This is a genomic window from Umezawaea sp. Da 62-37, assembly GCF_032460545.1.
Classification (GTDB): Bacteria; Actinomycetota; Actinomycetes; order Mycobacteriales; family Pseudonocardiaceae; genus Umezawaea.
In genome coordinates this window covers 8685813-8705686 of sequence record NZ_CP135965.1, presented here as the reverse complement: position 1 = coordinate 8705686, position 19874 = coordinate 8685813, and the positions used below count along the sequence as shown (strand labels likewise).

The following is a 19874-nucleotide window of genomic DNA, read 5'->3' as shown; positions in this document are numbered from 1 at the left end:
CGAGGTGCTCGTTAAGCCATGACGACCTGACCGTCGGCGACCTTCACGGGCACCTCGGTGAGCCCCTTGGTCGCGGGCCCCTTCTTCAACGAGCCGTCGGTGGCGCTGAACTGGCTGCCGTGGTTCGGGCAGGTGATGACGCCGCCCGCGGGCGCGCCGACCGTCGTGCCCTGGTGCGGGCACGCAGCGCCGAACGCCTTGACGGTCTCACCGGTCCGGGTCAGCACCAGCGGCTTGCCCCCCGACTCGACGATCAGCCCGCCGCCGTCCGGCACGTCCGCCAACGCCGCCAACCCGGCCGCCGCGCCACCCGTCGTTCCGGTTCCGGTCCCGTCCGTCGGCGTCGAACCGCCTCCGGTCGTCCCGCCGGTCCCGGTGCTGGGGCTGCTGGTCGTGGTCGAGCACGCGGCGAGACCGCCGGGCACGACCATCGCGACGGCAAGACCGCACAGCATCGACCTGCGGGACGTCAGGGCCGTGTTCTCGGTGAGGGAAGTCAACCGATCCTCCGCTTGGTGGTGGGTGTGGTGGTTCGGGTACACCAACCAATTACGCGATCGGTCGATCAAGAGTTCAGGTATTCGACGCATATCGAACCGATCAGGCGAGAACCACATCCGTCCGGGTGACCACCACCGCCACCTCGGTCAGCCCCTTAGGCGCAGGTCCGGACCTCACCGCCCCTGTCGCCGGATCGAACCCGCTGCGGTGCGTCGGACACGTGATCTCGCCCCCGGTCGGCGGATTCACCGTCGTGCCCTGGTGCGGACAGGCCGGGTTGAACGCCTTCACCACACCCTCGGAGGGCCGGACGAGCAGCAGTTGGCCATCGCCGGGCATGTCCACCAGCACCCCACCCCCAACCGGCACGTCCCCCACCGCCGCGACCCGATCCCCCGCCTTCGCACTCCCCACACCGGGAGTCTTCCTGCCAGTGGCAGTGGTGCCACACCCCGTGACGGTGAGCGCGGCAAGCCCGCACAGAAGAGTTCGACGATTCACCCGACCAGTCTGCCCGCGACAACACCAACCACCCCAGCCGCCCGCAGCAGGTCACAGCCCCGCCCTGACGCCGCCCCAACCACACACCCACCGAACAAGACCCCCAACCACAGGCCCGCCGGGCAAACGACCAACCACAGCCGACCGAGCAAAGCGACCGACCACGACCCGCCGACCACGACCCGCCGAGCAGGAGCCCCCGACCACAGCCGACCGAGCAGCACTCGTCCGCCGTGCGGCCAGCTTGACTTGGGGTTTTCGGCCCTACACTTTCGGCGGCGGGCAGGAGCTTCACCACCTGCCCTTCAAGACCGCCGAGGGCCGAAAAAGGGGCCCCAAGTCAAGCCGGCCGCACCCGGAGAACATGGATCCGACACCGGCGACCCAGCACGACACCCACCCGCACCCGGCGACCACCACACCAGCCGAAGACACCCGACGACCCCGCACGGCACCGCTACCCGGTTTCGAGGGACAAGCCCACCCCACCCACCGAAACCCAACGACCCAGCACAAAGCCCCCAGCACAGAGCCCCCCAGCACCCCCACAAGGCAGCCACCACACCCGACCACCCGACAAACCCACCCCCACGACAAGCGAGGCCAGTTCCGAGCACCTGGTCCGGGATCTCCGCAACCAGGTGCATCGCGGCGGGCCCCCGACGCGGCCGATCACGCCGCGCAGGCGCCCTCCTCCGCTGCCCCGTCCCCGATGGCAGCGGACTCCCACAACAACCGGAACCCCAGCGAGAGCAGGCCCCAGGACCCGCCCTCACCCGATCACCGGTCGTTGGCCGTCGCGCTCCTCGCCAGTGCCAGCACCGCGGTGAACGGCGGGAACCAGTGCCTGCTGTGCGAGGGCGGGTTCGCCCAGCGCAGCGAGCCGTAGCGGGTCATGGTCGGCGGCAGGGCGATGCGCTGCGGGGACCGGACGAACTGCACCTCCGGCGGGGCCTTGAGGTGGGTGGGCAGCAGCGCCACCAGTTCGGCCAGGAAGATCCAGTGCTCGCGCGGGCCGGGTATGACGGTGACCGGTCCGGCGAGCATTCGTGCCTTGAGGTCGGCCAGCACCCGCGAGCCGATGCGGGCGGGCATGACCAGTGCGGTGGTCGAGGGGCCGAGCAGCAGGAAGACGCCCTGCTCGGTGACGGATACCCGCCAGCCGAGCAGTCGGTACCCGGCGATCGCCTCGCCGAGTAACTGCTCGTGGGCCCGGCTGTGCGGGGCCCCCGGCCGCCCCTTGGCGGTTTCGGCGGTGGTTGCGGCGGTGATGCTCATCGGCTGTCGTCCTCCCTGGTCGGGTGGTCGCACTCCTGGACGTTCGTGGTGTCCTCCGGCACGGGGATCAACCCGTTGTCGGTGATGGGTGCAGGGTCCGTCCGCGGCGGCCCCGGCACCACACGCCCTGCGGGTGCGCCTCATGCACCGGGTGCATCGGCTGCATCCGCCACTCGGCGTCGCGTTCGGGCTTTCACGATGCCGACCGCGACTTATGCACGAAATGCATGGACTCCCGATCACCAGGACATACACTGTTGTGCACGCTCAGTGACGGGAGCGAAAGCCATGGCAGAGATCAGCCCCAGGGGATCCAGTTCCAGGCGCGCATGCCCGTGCGGGGCGCTGATCGCCGCCGACAACACCGATCGGCTCTGCCACCGGTGCAGGCGGAACGCGCGGATCGACGTCTTCGGACCGCCGGGGGTGCCCGCCGAGTTCTGGGACCACCTGGCCATCGCCGGCGCGCTGGCGGAGCGCGACATGGGCGCGGTCCTCGCCGCGTACCGCCACCACCCCCAGCACGTCAGCCGGGTCACCCAGGACCGCATGGCGGGGTGGCTCGGGATCAGCCAAGCGCAACTCTCCCGGTACGAGAGCGGTGAGAACCCGATCGACCGGATGGACCGACTGCGCCACTTCGCGCAGGCGTTGGGCATTCCCGGTGACCGGTTGTGGTTCGACCGGGCCGGAATCCAAAGCCAGGTGGGCCCGGAAACCGGTGCCCCGCCCGATGTGCTCGCCGCGGCGTGGGACGCGTCGAGCATTGCCCGATCGGTCGAGGAGACGGCGAGGAACGACTTGGCGATCAGCAGACGAGCGGCGCTCGCGGGAGCGGCCGCGGTTGCAGTGGGTCCCGCACTGGTCGAACCGCTTCAGCGGTGGCTACATCCGTTGCAGACGATGTCCCGGTGGTCGTCGAGTTCGGCGATCAGCGAGGAGGAGTTGGCGGCGTTGCAGCGCGTCGCGGACGGGTTGCGCGGCTGGAGCGGGCGGGGCGGGTTCGGATTGGCCCGCAAGGCGGTGCTGGGCCAGTTGGACGAACTGGCCGAGAGGCTGTCACGAGCACCGGCGGGTCCGACGACGGAACGGGCCTTCTTCATCGGTGCGGAACTGTCGAAGGTGGCGGCGAGCATGTCGTGGGACGCGGGGCTGCACGACGCGGCCCAGCGCTACTACGTGCTGGCCGTCCGCATGGCGAAGGCGGGCCGCAACGACCCGTTCGCCGCCCTGTGCCTGGCCGCCATGGCCAGGCAGATGTTCGACCTCGGACGTCCCGAGGACGGGCTGGAGCTGGTGCAGCTCGCGCAGTACGGCACCCGGCGCACGGCCACGCCGACGTTGCAGTCCCTGCTGTTGACCAGGGAGGCGTGGGCGTACGCGCAGATGGGTCAGGTGCGGGAGTTCGAAAGGGTCGTCGGCCTGGCGCAGGACAGCTTCAGCCAGCGCAAGGCCAAGGACGAGCCGAGGTGGCTGCACAGCTTCGACGAGGCCGAGATGGAAGGCGTCATCGGGGCGCGGACGCGCGACCTGGCCGCGGGGCACGACCCGCGGCTGGCGGTAGCGGCCGAGAAGCACATCCGGCGGGCGCTCGACCTGCGCGACCCGTCGCTGGTGCGCAACAGGGCGTTCGACGTGATCGGCCTGGCGCGCACCAAGATGGTGGCGGGCCAGCCGGAAGAGGCCTGCCACCTCATCAACGAGGTCCTGCCGACCGCGGAACGGCTCTCCTCGGGCCGGGTGCTGCGCAAGCTCCAGGACTTCGCGAAGGAATCGGAGCGGCACCGGGACCTGCCCGGAGTCCAGGAGACGCGCGACGCGATCCGCGCCATGCGGACGGCCTGAATGCGGATCGGCATCACCGGGCACAGCAATCTGGTGCCGGAGTGCGTGGACGCCGTGCGTGCGGCGATCCGCGATGTGCTCCACGAGGAGACGGCGGGCGGGTCATCCCTGATCGGGGTGACCTGCCTGGCCCCCGGCGCAGACCAGGTGTTCGCGCGGGTGGTGCTGGAGATGGGCGGCAAGGTGGAGGTCGTGCTGCCCGCCAGCGACTACCGGGCGAAGATCAAACCCGACGGGGTGGCGGAGTACGACGAGCTGATCTCGAAGGCGGACATCGTCAGCGTGCTGCCCTTCATGCTGTCCGGGAGGCAGGCTTACGTGGCCGCCAACGAGCGGATGCTGGCGAGCGTGGAACTGCTGGTGGCTGTGTGGGACGGGCAGCCCGCTGGTGGGAGGGGTGGGACGGGGGAAGTGGTGGAGCACGCTCGGGCGAGCGGGGTGCCGGTGGTCGTGGTGTGGCCGGAGGTGGCTCGGCGGGGGTGATTCGGGTGGGTCCTGAGGGGTGGTTGGCGGAGCCCGGCCCCCGTGCGCGCAATTGTCTCAATGCCACACCCCTGTTTGTCAAGGTAGGAAAGATGCCTTGACAAACAGGGGTGTGGCAGGAGGGCGCTGTGTATCGGGGGCAGGGGTAGATCTGGCTTCGCCAGCATCAGGCTGCGCCTGACTCAGGGCACCTCGCTGCGCGTCGGCAAAGCACCTCGCTGCGCGTCGGCTTCGCATCGGATGGCGCGTGTGGTCGGGCGGTTTGCTTGGTGGTGTTGGGGTGGTTCGGCCGAATGAGCGTAGTTCGACGTGGGGCGGGCATTCGGGAACTTGGGTGGGGGTGGGGGCGTCAGACTGGGGATCGCCGTGTGGACGGCGTGCGCGGCGGGGTGGCCGTGAGGGGTGGGGGTTGTGGTGGGGATTTTCGTTCGTGCTGTTGTGGTCCTGGTGGTGGGGGTGGCCGCTGTTTCCGGGTGTTCTTCCTCCGGTGGAGGCGGTGGGGCTGTCGCGCCGACCACGTCGAGTACGCCGGTGCCGATGTCGCCCGCTGAGTACCAGGCGGCGTTGACGAAGTTCGACGAGGCTGTGCGGCCGGCGTTGGAGCGGGTTGGCGCGGCTGGGGCGGATGTGGATTTCGGGGCCGCGCAACAGGAGTTGGCGGAGGTGTTGGACGCGCAGTCGAGTCTGCTGACGGGTGTGGTGCCGCCGAACGGGGTCGCGGGTGCGCACAGGAGTCTGGCCGGTGGGTTGTCGATCGCGGCGATCTCGATTCGCACGATGGTCGTGGCGGCGGCCGCTCCGAACAGTTGCGGCATCACGGTGCCGACGTTGCCCGCGGCCAAGGTCGAGCTCGACGACAAGGTGCGGGATCTGGGGACGACCTACTTCGAGCCGTTGACGACGCTCGGTTTCCGGATCGGGTCGTTCGTTCCGCCTCCCCTGGCGGCCGTGCAGCAGGAGGAGCGGCGGGCGGGCAACGGGGAGGTCGTGCTGCGCAACGGTGGGCAGGGGCCGGGGACGTTGAAGATCACGAACGGCACGCCGGGGGACATCGCGGTGTCGGTGGTGTCGGGTGATCCGTCGAACCCGCAGGTCACGGTGTACGTCCAGGGCAGTTCGGACGCGTCGGTGAGCGGTATCGCCGGTGACTACGAGGTGTACTTCAAGTCCGGGGTGGACTGGGACGCGGGGCGCAACGGGTTCACCAGGGACTGCTCGTTCGAGAAGTTCGACGACCTGTTCACCGGTGAATCGGACTGGTCGATCGATCTCCAGGCGACGCCCGCGGGCAACGCGTCGACCAGCGACGTCCCGGCTTTCTGAGTCATCGCGGACGCGGGTTGTCCGCGATGGCTGGGAGACTCGTCCCATGCTGGAGACGTCGGCTCGACTGTTGCGCCTGCTGTCGCTGCTGCAGGTCCGCCGTGACTGGACCGGGCCGGACCTGGCCGGGCGGTTGGGGGTCGACGTGCGGACGGTGCGCCGGGACGTGGACAAGCTGCGGAGCCTCGGCTATCCGGTGAACGCCACGTCCGGCGTGGCGGGTGGTTACCAGCTGGGTGCCGGGGCCGAGTTGCCGCCGCTGCTGCTGGACGACGACGAGGCGGTGGCGGTGGCCGTCGGGTTGCGCACAGCGGCCAACGGGACGGTGTCGGGGATCGAGGAGACGTCCTTGCGGGCGTTGACGAAGCTGGAGCAGGTGCTGCCGCCGCGGCTGCGCCACCGGGTGGCGGCGTTGGGCGCGCACACGACGACGTTGGCTGCGTTCGGGCCGATGGTCGACGCGGACGCGCTGACGGTGATCGCCGGGGCCAGCCGTGATCACCAGGCCCTGAGGTTCGGCTACCAGGGGCGCGACGGGACGGCGGCGCGCAGGCACGTGGAGCCGCAGGGCATGGTGCACACCGGGAGGCGGTGGTACCTGGTCGCGTGGGACGTGGACCGGCGCGACTGGCGGACGTTCCGGGTGGACCGGATCGAGGGGACGCCCGACCTGGCGGCGCGGTTCACCCCGCGCGAACCACCGCACGCCGACCTCGCCGAGTACATCTCGCGGCAGGTCAGCGGGGTGGTCTACCGGCATCGGGCGCGGTTGGTGATGCACGCGCCGCTGGCGGTGGTGCAGGCGGAGACCTCGCCCACCTCGGCGCACCTGGAGGCGATCGACGAGAACAGCTGCCTGATGACCACCGGCGCGGAGAGCCTGTACTCGCTGGCCGTGCACCTCGGCATGATGGGTTTCGACTTCGACGTGCTCGACCCTCCCGAGCTGCGGGAGCACCTGCGGGAGATCGGCGCCCGGCTCACCGGGGCGGCGGGTCCGGAGCGGCCGGGTGGGGAGATCGGGCAGAAGCCGGTGGACTGAAGATCGAAACCCGCCGTCCGCGCGGGCCCGGCACGCACACTGCGGCGGTGACGAAGAACGCCTGCGGGCATGACGCCGCGTCCGCTCCGAGCCGGATCTGCCCCCACCTGCTGGCCGACGAGGACCTGCCCTACGTCGCCGTGCTCACCGGGCACGGCGTCGAGCACGACCTGTGCTGCGAGGAGTGCTACCCGCCCGCGGAGCTGGTGACCGCGTGCGTCGAGTGCTTCGAGGAGGTCACCGGCGAGTTCCAGGGGATGACCGCGTGGCGCGGTGAGCCGGAGGTCCGCGAGCGGCCGGAACCCGTCGGCACGACCCCGCACCGGGTGGCGCTGCCCGCGGAGGTGGCGGGCGCGGTGGACCTCGCGCCGTTGCCGGACGGCCGCTGGCTGCTGCTGCTCGACGCCCCGTACCGGGTGGTCGCGTTCGACCCGGCCACCGGGCTGACCGGTGAGCCGGTCGACGTGGCGCTGGCCGCCGAGGAGCACCGCAACACCCACTGGGGACCGCCGAAGCCCGTGCTGCACACCTCCCCCGACGGCCGGTTCGCCGTCGTCGCGCACGACCACGGCGTCACCGGCGCGGTGGTGGACCTGACCACCGGCAAGACGACGCGGCAGGTGGACCGGGGCGACTACCACAGCGACACGACCCCGTACCCGGTCGCGTTCGTGCGGCTGGACGGGCGGCAGGTGCTGTGCCACGGGACGGGGTGGTGCTCGCTCGGGTTCTCGGATCCGGCGACCGGCGCGACGGTGGTGGAGCGGGAGCCGACCGGCAGGCTGTTCAACGGCCGCCTGTCGGTGTCGCCGTCGGGGCACCGGGTCGTCAGCGACGGGTGGTTCTGGACGCCGCTCGGCAGCCCGAACACGTGGGACATGCGGGATCCCGATTCGGGGACGCCGCTGTGCTGGCGGGCCTACTACTGGAACGAGGGCGTGTGCTGGGTCGGCGACGACCTGCTCGCCGTGGGCGGGATCGGTGTCGACGACCAGGTCATGCTCGACGGTGTGCGGATCTTCGACGCGGCGAGCGGCGCGGAGGTCGCGGTGTTCGCCGGGCCGAAGCGGGGCAGGTACTTCGCCGAGGGGCCGCGGCTCTACGCGGTGACCGGCGAGGGCGTGGAGATCTGGGACCACACGACCGGCGAGCGGACCGGGGCGGTGCCCGGATTCGTGCCCACGGCGCAGCGCGCGGGCGCGTTGGCGGCGCTGGTGGACGGCGCGGTCGTCACCTGGGCGACCACCGGCGACGCCTGAGGCCCGCGCCCGACCTCGTGGAGAAACCCCCACGAGGTCGGGCGCGGGCCTGCGTCAGAGCGGCAACTGGTACTGGATGAAGCCCTTGTTGACGGCGACCCGGTCGTACAGCCTCCGGGCGGTGGCGTTGGACTCCTGGGTGTGCCAGTAGACGCGGGCGCACCCCTGGTCCCGCGCCCAGGACCCGACGGCGGCGATCAGGGCGCGCGCCACGCCCCGGCCGCGCACGTCGGGGGCCGTGAACAGGTCTTGGAGGTAGCAGACGTCCGCGGAGGACGTGCTGGGGTGGACGAGGAAGTGCGTGATCCCCACGAGCGCGCCGTCCAGACGGGCGCCGAGCGCGTGCATGCGCTCGGCGGCCCGGAACTCGTCCCACGCCCGGTCGTACGCCTCCTGCGGCGAGGTGCGGCCGTAGAAGGCGGTGTAGGCGCGGAACAGGACTTCCCACTCCGCGCGGTCCTCCGGGACCAGCGGTCCGATCGTGATCACGCGTTGGACAGCGAGCGCAGGGCGACCGCGGCGCGTTCGAGCTGGGTGAGGACGCTCGGGCGCAACTGGGCGAGCTGGCGTTCGCCGCGCGCGTCGCCCGCCTCCTGGAGGAGCACCTGGGTGGGGGCCGAACCGTCCGACTCGGAGACCGCCAGCACCTTGAAGGCGGTGGCGGGCGGGAACAGGACGCGTTCGTTGACGACGCCTGCGCGGCGGTCGACGACTTCGACGCGGCGACCGGTGAGCGACCACACGAGGTACTCGACGCCGCCGTCGAAGGACTCCTGCGGGTTCGCGTGGGTGTTCAGGATGCCGTGCTCGACGAGCACGTCGCCGGTGCGGAAGTGGTTGGTGATGTTCGGCGGGGCGACGCTCCAGCAGGTGGTGATGCCCTGGTGCAGCGGCAGCCTGCGCAGACCCGCCACGACCGCGGCGATGTACGGCTGGAGCCTGCCGAGGGTGCCCGTGCGCAGGGTCTCGACCACCAGGTCCTCGTCCTGGCCCAGGTACGCCGACAGCGCGGCGAGTTCGGTCACGGTGGTCTCGACCGGGACGGGGTCCACGAGCGGGCCGGGGCGTTGGGCGAGGAGCCTGCCGACGGCGGTCGCGAAGGCCGGGTAGCGCTCGCCGAGTATCCGGCGGACGGCGTCGCGCTCCACGTCGGTGGTGCGGTGGTCGGCCGCGACGGTCTCCCGGTCGCTGATCAGCTCCTCGCCCCACCTGGAGTTCTTCTGCTGCCACGACGGCGACGGCGGGGTCGGCACCGGGCCCTCGATGCGCAGGGGGATCTCGAGCGCGGAGGCGTCCTCGGGCGGCTGCTCGGCGGGCGGCTCCTCGATCGCGGGCGAGTCCGTGACCTGGGTCGGCACCTCGACGTGCGGGGAGAGCTGGGCCCGCAGGGAGTTCGGCACCGGCATCTGCACCCGCACCGTGTCGGGATCGGCGTCGGGTTCGGGAACCGGTTCGGGGCCGGGCTCCGGCTCGGTGACGAGCGCGTGGGCGGGACCCGAGCGGGTGTTCTCGTCGTCCTCCACCGGGTCGGACACGGCGGCGGGCTCGGTGACGGGTTCCTCGGTGGCCTCGGGCCACGGGATGGCCGTCTCGGTCGCGTCGCAGAACACCAGCCTGAGCAGCTTGCGGACCTCGGGTTCGAGGCGTTCGACCAGGGCGGCGCCCGCGACGGCGACCGCGCCGGGCGTGGTCCGGCCGGGGGTGCCGACGGTGAGCCGCGCCCATTCCGGGTCCACCGGCAGCGCGCGCACGTCGGCGCCGCCCGCGGCGGTCGCCTCGCGCACCCACAGCCCGGACGCGACGACCTCCAGCACGACACCGTCGCCGAGCCCGAACACGCCGGGGGTCAGCTCGGCCAGGCCGGGCACCGGGTTGCGGTAGCCGGAGACCTCGTTCTCCTCCTGGAGCGCGCGCGGGACGCAGCGCATCTCGGTGACGAACGGGTGCCACGTCGGCTGGCCGCGCCGGTCGACCGCGACCACGACGGCGCCGCCGCCCTCGCGCAGGTTCGACACCGGCAGGCCGGTGTAGATGTTGATGGCCTCGCCGAGGTGCTCGGCGACCAGCTGCGCCTGCTCGCCCGCGTCGAGGTCGTACTGCACGAGCCGGACCCTGGTGCGCGCGGCCGACGGCAGCGCGGTCAGCAGCCTGCAGATCTCCTCGGTCGGGATCGACGGCTGGCCCGGCCCGCCGACCACGATCGTCAGCACGTTCTCGCGGCACGGCAGCGCGACGATGGCGCGCGCGTCCTGCGAGTTCGGGTCGAACGGCACGCTCTGGGCGCGCAGCCACAGGCCGGCCGGGATGGGTTCGGCGATGCCGATCTCCCCGGTCGGCCACGCCGAGTTCGGGTCCATGGCCTCCCAGGCGGGGACCGGGAAGCGCCTGCCGAACGGTGTCGGGGACGCGCCGGGCAGGAACCGCAACCAGCTGCCGTACCCGGTGGCGCCGGTGACGAAAGCGGCGCCGGGCACGGTGGTGAGCGCGCCGTCCGGGGCGATCACCTCGGCCTGCAACTGCGCGGCGAGCCACTGGGCGGGGGCCGTCGGCCGCATGCTGCCCGCGTACGACACGGCCAGCCGGATCGGGCCGCGACCGCGCAGCGCGTTGGCCGCGGACTGCCAGAACGTGGTCTCACCGCCCGGCGGGAAGTCGATGACGGCGACCGTTCGGCCCCGGTCCGCGGGCAGTGACCGCGCGAGTGTCAGCGCCATCTGGCTCGCGCCCTCGGGCGGTCCGACGACGAGCGTCGGTCCCGCGAAGACCACCGAGGCGTTCACGGGCGCGGGCGCCTGCGGCTCGGGTTCAGGGCGCATTTCCTGGAGCTGCTCCACCGGCATGACCTGTTCCACCTCAAACTGCTGCTGCACCACGGCACGCTCTTCCTGCACCGCGGAGTCCTTGCGCACGCCCCGCCGACCCCTCAACCGCTCGAACACCTCCAGCTCACAACCTTCACCCCGCCGTGGCGGCCTTGTGCAGGTCCCGCAGCGCCCGAACCGCGGCGACCGCGTGGTCGCGGTCGACGGCCTGCACGGCCATCACCGAGACGTACTCGTCGTCGGGCAGCTCCAGCCTTGCCCACGAAGCGCCGTCAGGGAAGCTCACGTGCAGAACGTCCTGCCACGAATAGCGGTTCGCGGTCACGACGTTGCGGACCTCGATGCCCTCGGCGTCCGCGCGGACCCTCGGTCGGCCCAGCAGCAGCACGCCGCACGCGAGCAGCACACCCAGGCAGACCATGGCGATCTGGTCGGACACCCGGAAGATCACGCCGGTCGGCGTGTCGCCGAGCAGGAGGCCGACGACGGTGAACACCGCGACCAGGACGACCGCGCACACGGCGGTGACCCGGCGGATGCGCTTGGGGCGGAACTCGACGACCTGCTTGCCCGTCGCGGTCGCGCTCACCGCAGTCCCCGCAGGACCAGCGCGGTGTCCAGGGCCGCCGAGACGGCCTCGACGCCCTTGTCCTCCGCGGAGTCCGGGAACCCGGCGCGGTCGAGCGCCTGCTCCTCGGTGTCGCAGGTGAGGACGCCGTTGCCGACCGGGGTGGACTCGTCGAGCGCCACCCTCGTCAGGCCCGCGGTGACCGCGTCGCACACGTACTCGAAGTGCGGGGTGCCGCCGCGGATGACCACGCCCAGCGCGACCACGGCGTCGTGGGTGCGGGCCAGCGCCTGCACGACCACGGGCAGCTCGACGGCGCCCGCGACCCGGATGACCGTCGGCTCGTCGATGCCCGCCTTGGCGGCGGCCTCGACGGCGCGCGCCACCAGGTTGTCGGTGATCTTCGTGTGCCACCGCGTCGCGACGATGGCCAGCGTCAGGCCCCCGCCCTGCGGGACGTCGATCTCCGGCCGACCCTCGCCACTCATTCCTGCTCCTCGCTTCCGCTCGTCGTGGGAAGAGCGGAAAGGCCCGCGTCGAACGACTCGCTCGCCCGCTCGCTCATTCCTTGCCCTCCACGCCGGCAGCCGCGATGTCCGCGCGCTGCGCCTCGTACTGGTCGAGCTGGTGCAGCTCGTGGCCCATCCGGTCGCGCTTGGTGCGCAGGTACCGCAGGTTCTCCGGGTTCGGGGAGATGGGCAGCGGCACGCGGTCGATCACGCGCAGGCCGTAGCCCTCCAGGCCGATCCGCTTGGCCGGGTTGTTCGTCAGCAGCCGCATGGACTTGATGCCCAGCTCGGCGAGGATCTGCGCGCCGGTGCCGTAGTCGCGGGCGTCGGCGGGCAGGCCCTGCTGGAGGTTGGCGTCGACGGTGTCCGCGCCCTGGTCCTGCAGCTGGTAGGCCTGGAGCTTGTGCATGAGGCCGATGCCGCGGCCCTCGTGGCCGCGCATGTAGAGCACGACGCCGCGACCCTGGGCGGCGACGGCCTCCAGGGCGGCGTCGAGCTGCGGGCCGCAGTCGCAGCGCAGCGAGCCGAAGATGTCGCCGGTCAGGCACTCGGAGTGCACCCGGACCAGCACGTCCTCGCCGTCGCCGATGTCGCCGTTGACCAGCGCGACGTGCTCGATGCCGTCCAGCAGGCTGTCGTAGCCGACAGCGGTGAACGTGCCGTGCGCGGTCGGGATGCGCGCCTCGGCGACCCGCACCACCTGGGTCTCGTGGCGCCTGCGGTAGGCGACCAGGTCGACGATCGAGATCAGCGTCAGGCCGTGCTTCTCGGCGAAGACCTTCAGGTCGGGCATCCGGGCCATGGTGCCGTCGGCGTTGGCGATCTCGCAGATCGCGCCCGCCGGGTGCAGGCCCGCCATGCGGGCCAGGTCGACGGCGGCCTCGGTGTGGCCGGGACGGCGCAGCACCCCGCCCTCCCTGGCGCGCAGCGGGAAGACGTGGCCGGGGCGGACCACGTCGTACGCGGTCGTCGCCGGGTCGGCCAGCGTGCGGATCGTCAACGCGCGGTCGGAGGCCGAGATGCCGGTCGTGACGCCCTCGCGGGCGTCCACGGAGACGGTGAAGGCGGTGCCCATCCGCTCGGTGTTGTGGGAGACCATCTGGCCGATCTCCAGGCGGTCGAGCGCCTCGGGCTCCATCGGCGTGCACAGCAGGCCGCGGCACTCGGTCATGACGAACGCGACGAGTTCGGGGGTGGCCATCTCGGCCGCGAACACGAGGTCGCCCTCGTTCTCGCGGTCCTCGTCGTCGACCACCACGACGGCCTTGCCGTCCGCGATGTCCTTGATCGCCTGCTCGATGTCGGAGAAGTCGCTCATGAGCTGGTCACCTCCCCTTCGGCGCTGTCCACGAGTCCGGCGTTGCGCAGGTGCGGCAGCGCCAGGCGTTCCACGTACTTCGCGAGCACGTCGACCTCCAGGTTGACCGGGTCGCCGGGGCCGCGCCTGCCCAGCGTGGTCAGCTCCAGCGTGGTCGGGATGAGGCTGACGGTGAACTCGTCGTCGGTGACGGACACGACGGTGAGGGACACGCCGTCGACCGTGATGGAGCCCTTCTCCACGACGTAGCGCGCGAGCGAGCGCGGCAGTCCGATGTGGACGATCTCCCAGTGCGGGGTGGTCTCGCGCGCCAGCACCGTGCCGGTGCCGTCGACGTGGCCCTGCACGATGTGGCCGCCGAGCCGCTGGCCCACCGCGGCGGCGCGCTCAAGGTTGACCCGGTCGCCGGGGGCGACCTTGGCCAGGCTGCTGCGGACGAGCGTCTCGCGCATGACGTCCGCGGTGAAGGAGCCGTCGGCGACCTCCACGACGGTGAGGCACACGCCGTTGACCGCGATCGAGTCACCGTGCTTGGCGTCGCTGGTCACCAGCTCGCCCGCCACGGTCAGACGTGCCGCGTCGGGCAGGTCGGTGACCTGCACGACCTCACCCAGTTCTTCGACGATCCCGGTGAACACCGTTCCTCCTCAGCCGCTTACCACCACCGGCACGGCGGAGATCCGCACGTCCGGCCCGCACATACTGACCTCTTCGACCACCAGCCCGACAGCGTCGGTGATGGTCGCCACCCCTGCCTCGCCCAACGCCATCGGACCCGCGCCCAGCAGCTTCGGCGCCGCGTACAGCAGCACCCTGTCGACCCGGCCCGCCCCGACGAACGCTCCGACGAGGGTGGGACCGCCCTCCAGCAGGACGTCGACGACCCCGCGACCGGACAACGCGGCGAGCACCTCGTCCGGGTCGTGGGTGCGCAGGTGGACCGTCTCCGCCTCGTCGTCCAGCACCCTGGCGCCCGGCGGCAGGTCCCCCTTGCCCACCACCACTCGCAACGGCTGGCGCTCCGCGGGGATTCCCCGCGCGGTCAGCCGGGGGTCGTCGGCGCGGACCGTGCCGCCGCCGACCATGATCGCATCGACGCGCGTGCGGAGTTCGTGGACCTCCTGGCGGGATTCCGCCGAGCTGATCCAGCGGCTGGTGCCGTCGGCGGCGGCGACCCTGCCGTCCAGCGTCGAGGCGTACTTCCAGGTGACGTGCGGGCGGCCGGTGCGGGCGTAGTGCAGCCACGCGCGCAGCGGGCCGCGGGCGACCTCCAGGCCCAGCGGGCCCTCCTCCGCGTCGACCCCGGCGGCGCGCAGCACCGCGCCTCCCCCGGCGGCGAGCGGGTTCGGGTCCGGCACGGCGTACCGGACGCGCGCCACGCCCGCGGCGAGCAGCGCCCCCGTGCACGGCGGCGTGCGGCCGTGGTGCGAGCACGGTTCGAGCGTCACGACGGCCGTGCCGCCGCGGGCCCGCTCCCCCGCCTCGGCGAGCGCGACCACCTCGGCGTGCGGACCGCCCGGCGGCCGGGTCGCGCCGGTGCCGACCACCTCGCCGCCCGCGTCCAGCACGACCGCGCCGACCGGCGGGTTGGGGCTGGTGGTGCCGCGCACGGACTCGCTGCGCGCGACGGCGAGCGCCATGGCCTGCTCGATGTTCATCCGCGGTGCGGCGAGCTCGCGGCGGCCAGCGCGCGCAGCGCCTCGATCGCGCGACCGGGGTCCTCGGCGTCGTAGACGGCCGAGCCCGCGACGAAGCAGTCGACCCCCGCCTCGGCGGCGGCGGCGATGGTGTCCGCGTTGATGCCGCCGTCGATCTCCACCAGCAGCTTCAGGTGGCCGGTGTCGACCAGTCGGCGCGCGGTGCGCACCTTGTCCAGCACCTCGACCATGAACGACTGCCCGCCGAAACCGGGCTCCACGGACATGACGAGCAGCGTGTCGTAGTGCTTGAGCACCTCGACGTAGGGCTCCAGCGGCGTGCCCGGCTTGAGCGACAGCCCCGCCTTCGAGCCCGCCGCGCGGAGGTTCTTCGCCAGCTGCACCGGATCCGCCGCGGCCTCGACGTGCACCGTCACGTTGTGAGCGCCCGCCTCGGCGTACCCGATCGCCCAGCGGTCCGGGTCGTCGATCATCAGGTGGCAGTCCAACGGGATGTCGGTCGCCTTGAGCAGCGACTTCACCACCGGCAGGCCCAGTGTCAGGTTCGGCACGAAGTGCGCGTCCATCACGTCGACGTGCAGCCACTCCGCCCCGGTGACGGCGGCGGCCTCGCGCGCCAGGTTGGCGAAGTCGGCGGACAGGATGCTCGGGGCGATCATCGGCTGGTGGACCACGGGACAGGAGTCTAGGTACCGCCGCCCCCTCTCGCGGTCCGGGACTACTCGTTCGTGCTGTATCAGTGTCAGAAAACCCCTGACCTGCGGTTATTCCACTAGGCACGCACTACACACTCAGGTAGTTCCACCGGAGGGTCCCGACGCATACCGTCGGGGAGGGGGCTTGATCTGGGAGTGGCTGTGATGAACCGGGAGTTCGACCGCAAGACCGCGGTGGTGACCGGCGCCTGCGGCGCCGTAGGAGCCGAAGTGGTGACCGCGCTCGCGGCACGAGGTGCCGCGGTGACCGCCGTCGACCGCGACGGACGAGGACTGTGCGAACTGGTGGAACGCCTGCAACGCGGTGGGCTGCGGGTCGCCGGCAGACAGGTGGACATCGCCTCGGGACCCGCGGTGGAGTCGCTGGTCGACCAGGTGGAACGCGAGGTCGGGCCGATCGACATCGTCGTGAACGCCGCCGACCTGGTGCGCACGGGATCGGCGGTGGGGCTGACCGAGGACGACTGGTCGCAGAGCTTCGCCGTGAACGCGCACGCGGTCTTCCACCTGTCGAGGGCCGCCGCGGCGCGGATGGTGCCCCGCAGGGGCGGGGCGATCGTGACGGTCGCCGGGGCGGCCGTCGGGCAGCAGGCGGGGTTGGCGGCTTACGCTGCTTCCAAGGCCGCGGCCACCGCTTACGCGCACGGGTTGGCGGCTGAGGTGGCCCGGTACGGGGTGCAATGCTCGGTGGTGTCGCCGGGAAGGCCGGAGGCACCGGTCCTGCGACCTGTCGCGGACCACATGACCCACGCGTCCGTTGTGGTGTCGGCAGTGCTCACGGCGCTGGCGGGACATGTCGACGGGACGGCGGTGGGGGCCTGAGCACTGGGGGTGCTCAGGGCCCGGTTCTGCTGGGGGATCGGGTTGGGTTCGGGGAGCCGGGGGGCTTCGGGTCTGGGTGTTCGGGGTTGGGTGTTCGGGTCGGGGTGCTGGGGGGTTGGTGCTTCGGAGCGGCCTTTTGGAAGTCGGCCAGCGGGAAATGTCGTACCCCGGTTGTAGCGTGTGCATCGGGGGGTCTTCACGGGTGGGGGACGCCTGTTTTGGTGTGTTTGGGCTGGTCATGGGTGGGTCAGGTCGCCGTGGCGCTGATCGCCGGAGTGTTTGGTTGGGTGGGACGCGAGTTGTAGCGAAGCCCAGCCCCCGTGCGCGCAATTGTCTCAATGCCACACCCCTGTTTGTCAAGGCGGGAAAGATGCCTTGACAAACAGGGGTGTGGCAGGAGGGCGCTGTGTATCGGGGGCAGGGGGAGGTCTGGCTTCGCTTGTGTCGGCTGTGCCGACAAGGCATCAGGCTGCGCCTGACAGGGCACCTCGCTGCGCGTCGGCAAGACACCTCGCTGCGCGTCGGTAAGGCGGCGGGCGCTCCGCGCCGGATGCGAGGGGGCGGCTGCGCCGATGGTGGGGCATCCCTCGCTCCGCGACGGACAAGGCGCCTCGCTGCGCGTCGGCGAGCGACCCGGCTGCGTGGTGTGTGCGACTGGCTTTACGAGCGGGTTGAGGTTTGTTGGTGTGCGAGTCTTGCGAGTTCTACTCGGGAGTTGATGCCGAGTTTTCTGAAGATGCCTCGCAGGTGGTAGTTGACCGTGTGGGGTGACAGGAACAGCTGTTTGGCGACTTGGCGGTTGGTGAGGCCTGCGCCGACGAGGCGGGCGATGTCGCGTTCTGGTTCTGAGAGGCGGTGCCATTCCTGGGTGGAGTTGTTCTGGGGGTGGTTCGGTTCGTCGGGTTGGGTGCGGAGGCGGGCGATGTCGCCGTCCGCGCCCATGCGTTCGAGGATGCGGCGGGCGACGGCGAGGTGGAGTTCGGCTTCTCTGGGTTCGCCTCGGTCGGTGAAGAGGATCATGAGGTCGGCGTTGGCGCAGGCCTTTGCCCAGGGGTGGCGGTGGCGGCCCGCGCAGTTGAGGACGGCGTCGATGTCGCGGTCGACTAGGCCGTGGGCGTGGGCGGCGGAGACGGAGACGGCGCTGTAGCCGGGGTTGTTGGCGGCCAGGTCTTCGGCGGACGCGAGGACGATCGCGGCGAGGCGGCTGTCGCCGACGGTCAGGGCGAGGCGGACCAGCCAGGGGGCGGCGGTGGGTTCGTCGATGAGCATGCGGCGCAGCGAGCCCTCCTCGGAGACGCGGAGGCGGGCCAGTTCGGCGGCGCGGGCTGGGCCGCCCTGGGCGTGGGCCAGGAGGAGTTCGACCCAGTCGTACTGGCCGGAGTGCAGGACGGCCTCGCCGCCCGCGAGGTCGCCGCGGTAGCGGCGGACGTGTTCGGCGGCCAGGTCGTACTCGCCGCGGTGGATGGCGATGGTGCCGAGCACGGTGGAGACGAGCGGCACGAGCAGGCGGAGGCCGCGGTCGTGGGCCATGGCCAGACCCGCCTGGGCGGCGGCTTGGGCCTCGACGAGTCTGCCCGCTTGCAGGAACACGCGAGAACGGCCGATCAACCGGGCGGCAGGTGCGCCGCTGGTGACCGCCTCGTCGGTGTCGGGGCCGTCGCCGAGCAGGAGTTGTTCGGCTTCGGCGAACTCGCCGAGCGCGGCCAGCTTCGACGCGTAGGCGACCGGGGTGTGCGCGAACCACCACGCGGACGGGCCGGTGGGTGGCCACTTGGTGGACTCGCGTCCCCAGTAGACGCCTTCTGCGAGGTTGCCCGCGTTCCACTCCAGGCACGAGTGGACGGTCGCGGCCATGACGGCGTCGGCGTCGCTGGGATCGCGGTCGCGGACGGTCAGCAACGACAGCGCGTGCTCGCGGACCCGGCTGCCGTTGGCGAAGTACAGCCCCAGCAACCTGCCCGCGGCGGCGAGTCCGCGCAGCGGGCCGGTCAGCGACGGGATGGTGAGCGCGTGGTCGGTCTCGACGACGGCGTCGCCGGGGCGGCCGTCGGCGAGCAGGATGCCCGCCAGGACGCAGTGGAGTTCGGCCGCGACGGTCGGGGACACGCGTTGCGCGAGGGTGTCGCGGGCCAGCGCGATGGCCGAGCCGAGCCTGCCGCTCGCGGCGAGCGTGCGCACGCCCTGCACCACGTCCGCGCCGATGTCGCCGCCGACGTCGCGGGGCAGCAGCGGGCGGGCGGTGGGTTCGACGCTGAACGGCGGCCGCAGCACGGCGACGTCGTGGCGCAGCGCGTGCAGGATCGAGCGCGGGATGGACTCGACGACCGCGCGGCGCACCAGGTCGCCGGGGAACTCCAGCCGCTCGTGCACCGGCACCAGCAGCCCGGAGTCCAGCACCTCGTCCACGGCCAGCAGCAGCGAGGCGGTCGTCTCGCTCATCATCGTCGCCACGTCGTGCAGCAGGAACGACCGGCCGACGACGGCGGCGACCCGCAGCAGCTGGGTGGCCTTGGCCGACAGCACCTCGACCCGGTCGCGGATCAGCGTCGCGACCCGTTGCGGCAGCCAGCCGCCGCGCACGTGGGCGACACCGCCGCGCAACTCCAGCTGCCCCTCCTCGCGCAGGCCCTCGACGAGTTCGGCGACCAGTCGGGGGTTGCCGCCCGCGCCCGCGAGCAGCGCGCTCAGGTCGGCGTGCGGGACGGCGCCGAGCAGTTCACGGGCCATCTCGTCGACGACGGCGTCGTCGACCGGCCCCACGACGACGACCTCGGCGCGCGCGGCGACGGCCCGTTGCACCTCGGGGCCGGCGGTGGCGCCGTTCATGGCCATCAGCAGGGACAGCGGGCGGTCGCGCAGCCTCGGCAGCAGCGCGAGGACCCCCGCGGGGTGGAGGTGGGCGTGGTCGATCACGACCAGCGCGGCCCGCTCAGCGGCCAGGGCGACGTCCACATCGGACGATCCGCCGACCAGGTCGCCGAACGCGGCGGAGACCATGACGACCGGGATGCCCTGCTCACGCGCCAGTCGCACGGCCTCGTGCAGCAGCGCCGTCTTGCCGGTCACGGGTGGGCCGTCGATGACGAACACCCCACCGGCTCCGGAGTCGGCCGCGAGCAGAAAGCGGCGCACCGAGTCCAGCTCACGCGCACGCCCGCAGACCTTCGACACGCTGCACCTTGCAATGCCCGTCGGGCGCGTGTCAATTCGCCGGGGGCGAATACTACGA

Annotated in this window: 18 protein-coding genes; 6 read left to right on the top strand and 12 right to left on the bottom strand. The window is 71.9% G+C overall.

Annotated features, from left to right (window positions below):
* Window positions 1-11: 11 nt before the first annotated feature.
* The 3 genes from RM788_RS39650 to RM788_RS39640 form a co-directional block, all read right to left on the bottom strand.
* Window positions 12-500 (bottom strand): Rieske (2Fe-2S) protein, encoded by a 489-nt coding sequence (locus RM788_RS39650; protein ID WP_315924902.1) that lies wholly within the window; start codon window positions 498-500, stop codon window positions 12-14.
* A 100-nt stretch (window positions 501-600) separates the two neighbouring features.
* On the bottom strand, window positions 601-879 hold the full coding sequence (locus tag RM788_RS39645) for a Rieske (2Fe-2S) protein (protein WP_315934874.1): 279 nt from the start codon (window positions 877-879) through the stop codon (window positions 601-603).
* Between the two features lie 903 nt (window positions 880-1782).
* Window positions 1783-2280 carry a hypothetical protein gene (locus RM788_RS39640; RefSeq protein ID WP_315924897.1) on the bottom strand — a complete coding sequence of 166 codons (498 nt, stop codon included), beginning with the start codon at window positions 2278-2280 and terminating at the stop codon, window positions 1783-1785.
* A gap of 288 nt (window positions 2281-2568) precedes the next feature.
* Here RM788_RS39640 and RM788_RS39635 point away from each other — a divergent pair, with 288 nt between their 5' ends.
* The 5 genes from RM788_RS39635 (at window position 2569) to RM788_RS39615 (ending at window position 8232) form a co-directional block, all read left to right on the top strand.
* Window positions 2569-4125, top strand: coding sequence for a helix-turn-helix domain-containing protein (locus RM788_RS39635; protein ID WP_315924895.1), 1557 nt, complete (start codon window positions 2569-2571; stop codon window positions 4123-4125).
* Window positions 4126-4608 (top strand): hypothetical protein, encoded by a 483-nt coding sequence (locus RM788_RS39630; protein WP_315924893.1) that lies wholly within the window; start codon window positions 4126-4128, stop codon window positions 4606-4608.
* Window positions 4609-5145: 537 nt separating this feature from the next.
* Window positions 5146-5931: a hypothetical protein gene (locus RM788_RS39625; protein WP_315924891.1), complete on the top strand. Its 786-nt coding sequence runs from the start codon at window positions 5146-5148 to the stop codon at window positions 5929-5931.
* A gap of 46 nt (window positions 5932-5977) precedes the next feature.
* Window positions 5978-6973 (top strand): helix-turn-helix transcriptional regulator, encoded by a 996-nt coding sequence (locus RM788_RS39620; protein WP_315924889.1) that lies wholly within the window; start codon window positions 5978-5980, stop codon window positions 6971-6973.
* 47 nt (window positions 6974-7020) lie between these two features.
* Window positions 7021-8232, top strand: a complete 1212-nt coding sequence (locus tag RM788_RS39615; RefSeq protein WP_315924887.1) for a YncE family protein — start codon at window positions 7021-7023, stop codon at window positions 8230-8232.
* Between the two features lie 54 nt (window positions 8233-8286).
* Here RM788_RS39615 and RM788_RS39610 read toward each other — a convergent pair whose 3' ends face one another.
* From RM788_RS39610 to rpe, 8 genes are all read right to left on the bottom strand, one after another.
* Window positions 8287-8721 (bottom strand): GNAT family N-acetyltransferase, encoded by a 435-nt coding sequence (locus RM788_RS39610; RefSeq protein WP_315924885.1) that lies wholly within the window; start codon window positions 8719-8721, stop codon window positions 8287-8289.
* The gene (locus RM788_RS39605; protein WP_315924883.1) at window positions 8718-11123 is read right to left on the bottom strand and encodes a hypothetical protein; all 2406 of its coding nucleotides are present in this window, start codon (window positions 11121-11123) and stop codon (window positions 8718-8720) included. The genes RM788_RS39610 and RM788_RS39605 overlap by 4 nt, the downstream gene beginning before the upstream one ends.
* A 64-nt stretch (window positions 11124-11187) precedes the next feature.
* Window positions 11188-11643: a PH domain-containing protein gene (locus tag RM788_RS39600; RefSeq protein ID WP_315924880.1), complete on the bottom strand. Its 456-nt coding sequence runs from the start codon at window positions 11641-11643 to the stop codon at window positions 11188-11190.
* On the bottom strand, window positions 11640-12110 hold the full coding sequence (gene ribH, locus RM788_RS39595; protein WP_315924878.1) for a 6,7-dimethyl-8-ribityllumazine synthase: 471 nt from the start codon (window positions 12108-12110) through the stop codon (window positions 11640-11642). Before ribH ends, RM788_RS39600 begins: the two co-directional genes overlap by 4 nt.
* A gap of 73 nt (window positions 12111-12183) precedes the next feature.
* Complete coding sequence (locus RM788_RS39590; protein WP_315924876.1) at window positions 12184-13449, bottom strand: bifunctional 3,4-dihydroxy-2-butanone-4-phosphate synthase/GTP cyclohydrolase II; 1266 nt, start codon at window positions 13447-13449, stop codon at window positions 12184-12186.
* Window positions 13446-14087: a riboflavin synthase gene (locus tag RM788_RS39585; protein ID WP_315924874.1), complete on the bottom strand. Its 642-nt coding sequence runs from the start codon at window positions 14085-14087 to the stop codon at window positions 13446-13448. The genes RM788_RS39590 and RM788_RS39585 overlap by 4 nt, the downstream gene beginning before the upstream one ends.
* 9 nt (window positions 14088-14096) lie before the next feature.
* The gene (ribD, locus tag RM788_RS39580) at window positions 14097-15107 is read right to left on the bottom strand and encodes a bifunctional diaminohydroxyphosphoribosylaminopyrimidine deaminase/5-amino-6-(5-phosphoribosylamino)uracil reductase RibD (RefSeq protein WP_315924872.1); all 1011 of its coding nucleotides are present in this window, start codon (window positions 15105-15107) and stop codon (window positions 14097-14099) included.
* Complete coding sequence (gene rpe / locus RM788_RS39575; RefSeq protein ID WP_315934873.1) at window positions 15104-15766, bottom strand: ribulose-phosphate 3-epimerase; 663 nt, start codon at window positions 15764-15766, stop codon at window positions 15104-15106. The genes ribD and rpe overlap by 4 nt, the downstream gene beginning before the upstream one ends.
* A gap of 201 nt (window positions 15767-15967) precedes the next feature.
* Between rpe and RM788_RS39570 the strand changes: the two genes are divergently transcribed.
* A complete protein-coding gene (locus RM788_RS39570) occupies window positions 15968-16645 on the top strand; it encodes an SDR family NAD(P)-dependent oxidoreductase (RefSeq protein WP_315924870.1) in 678 nt (225 codons plus the stop codon).
* Window positions 16646-17305: 660 nt separating this feature from the next.
* Here RM788_RS39570 and RM788_RS39565 read toward each other — a convergent pair.
* Window positions 17306-19816, bottom strand: a complete 2511-nt coding sequence (locus RM788_RS39565; protein WP_315924868.1) for a helix-turn-helix transcriptional regulator — start codon at window positions 19814-19816, stop codon at window positions 17306-17308.
* Between the last annotated feature and the right edge of the window lie 58 nt (window positions 19817-19874).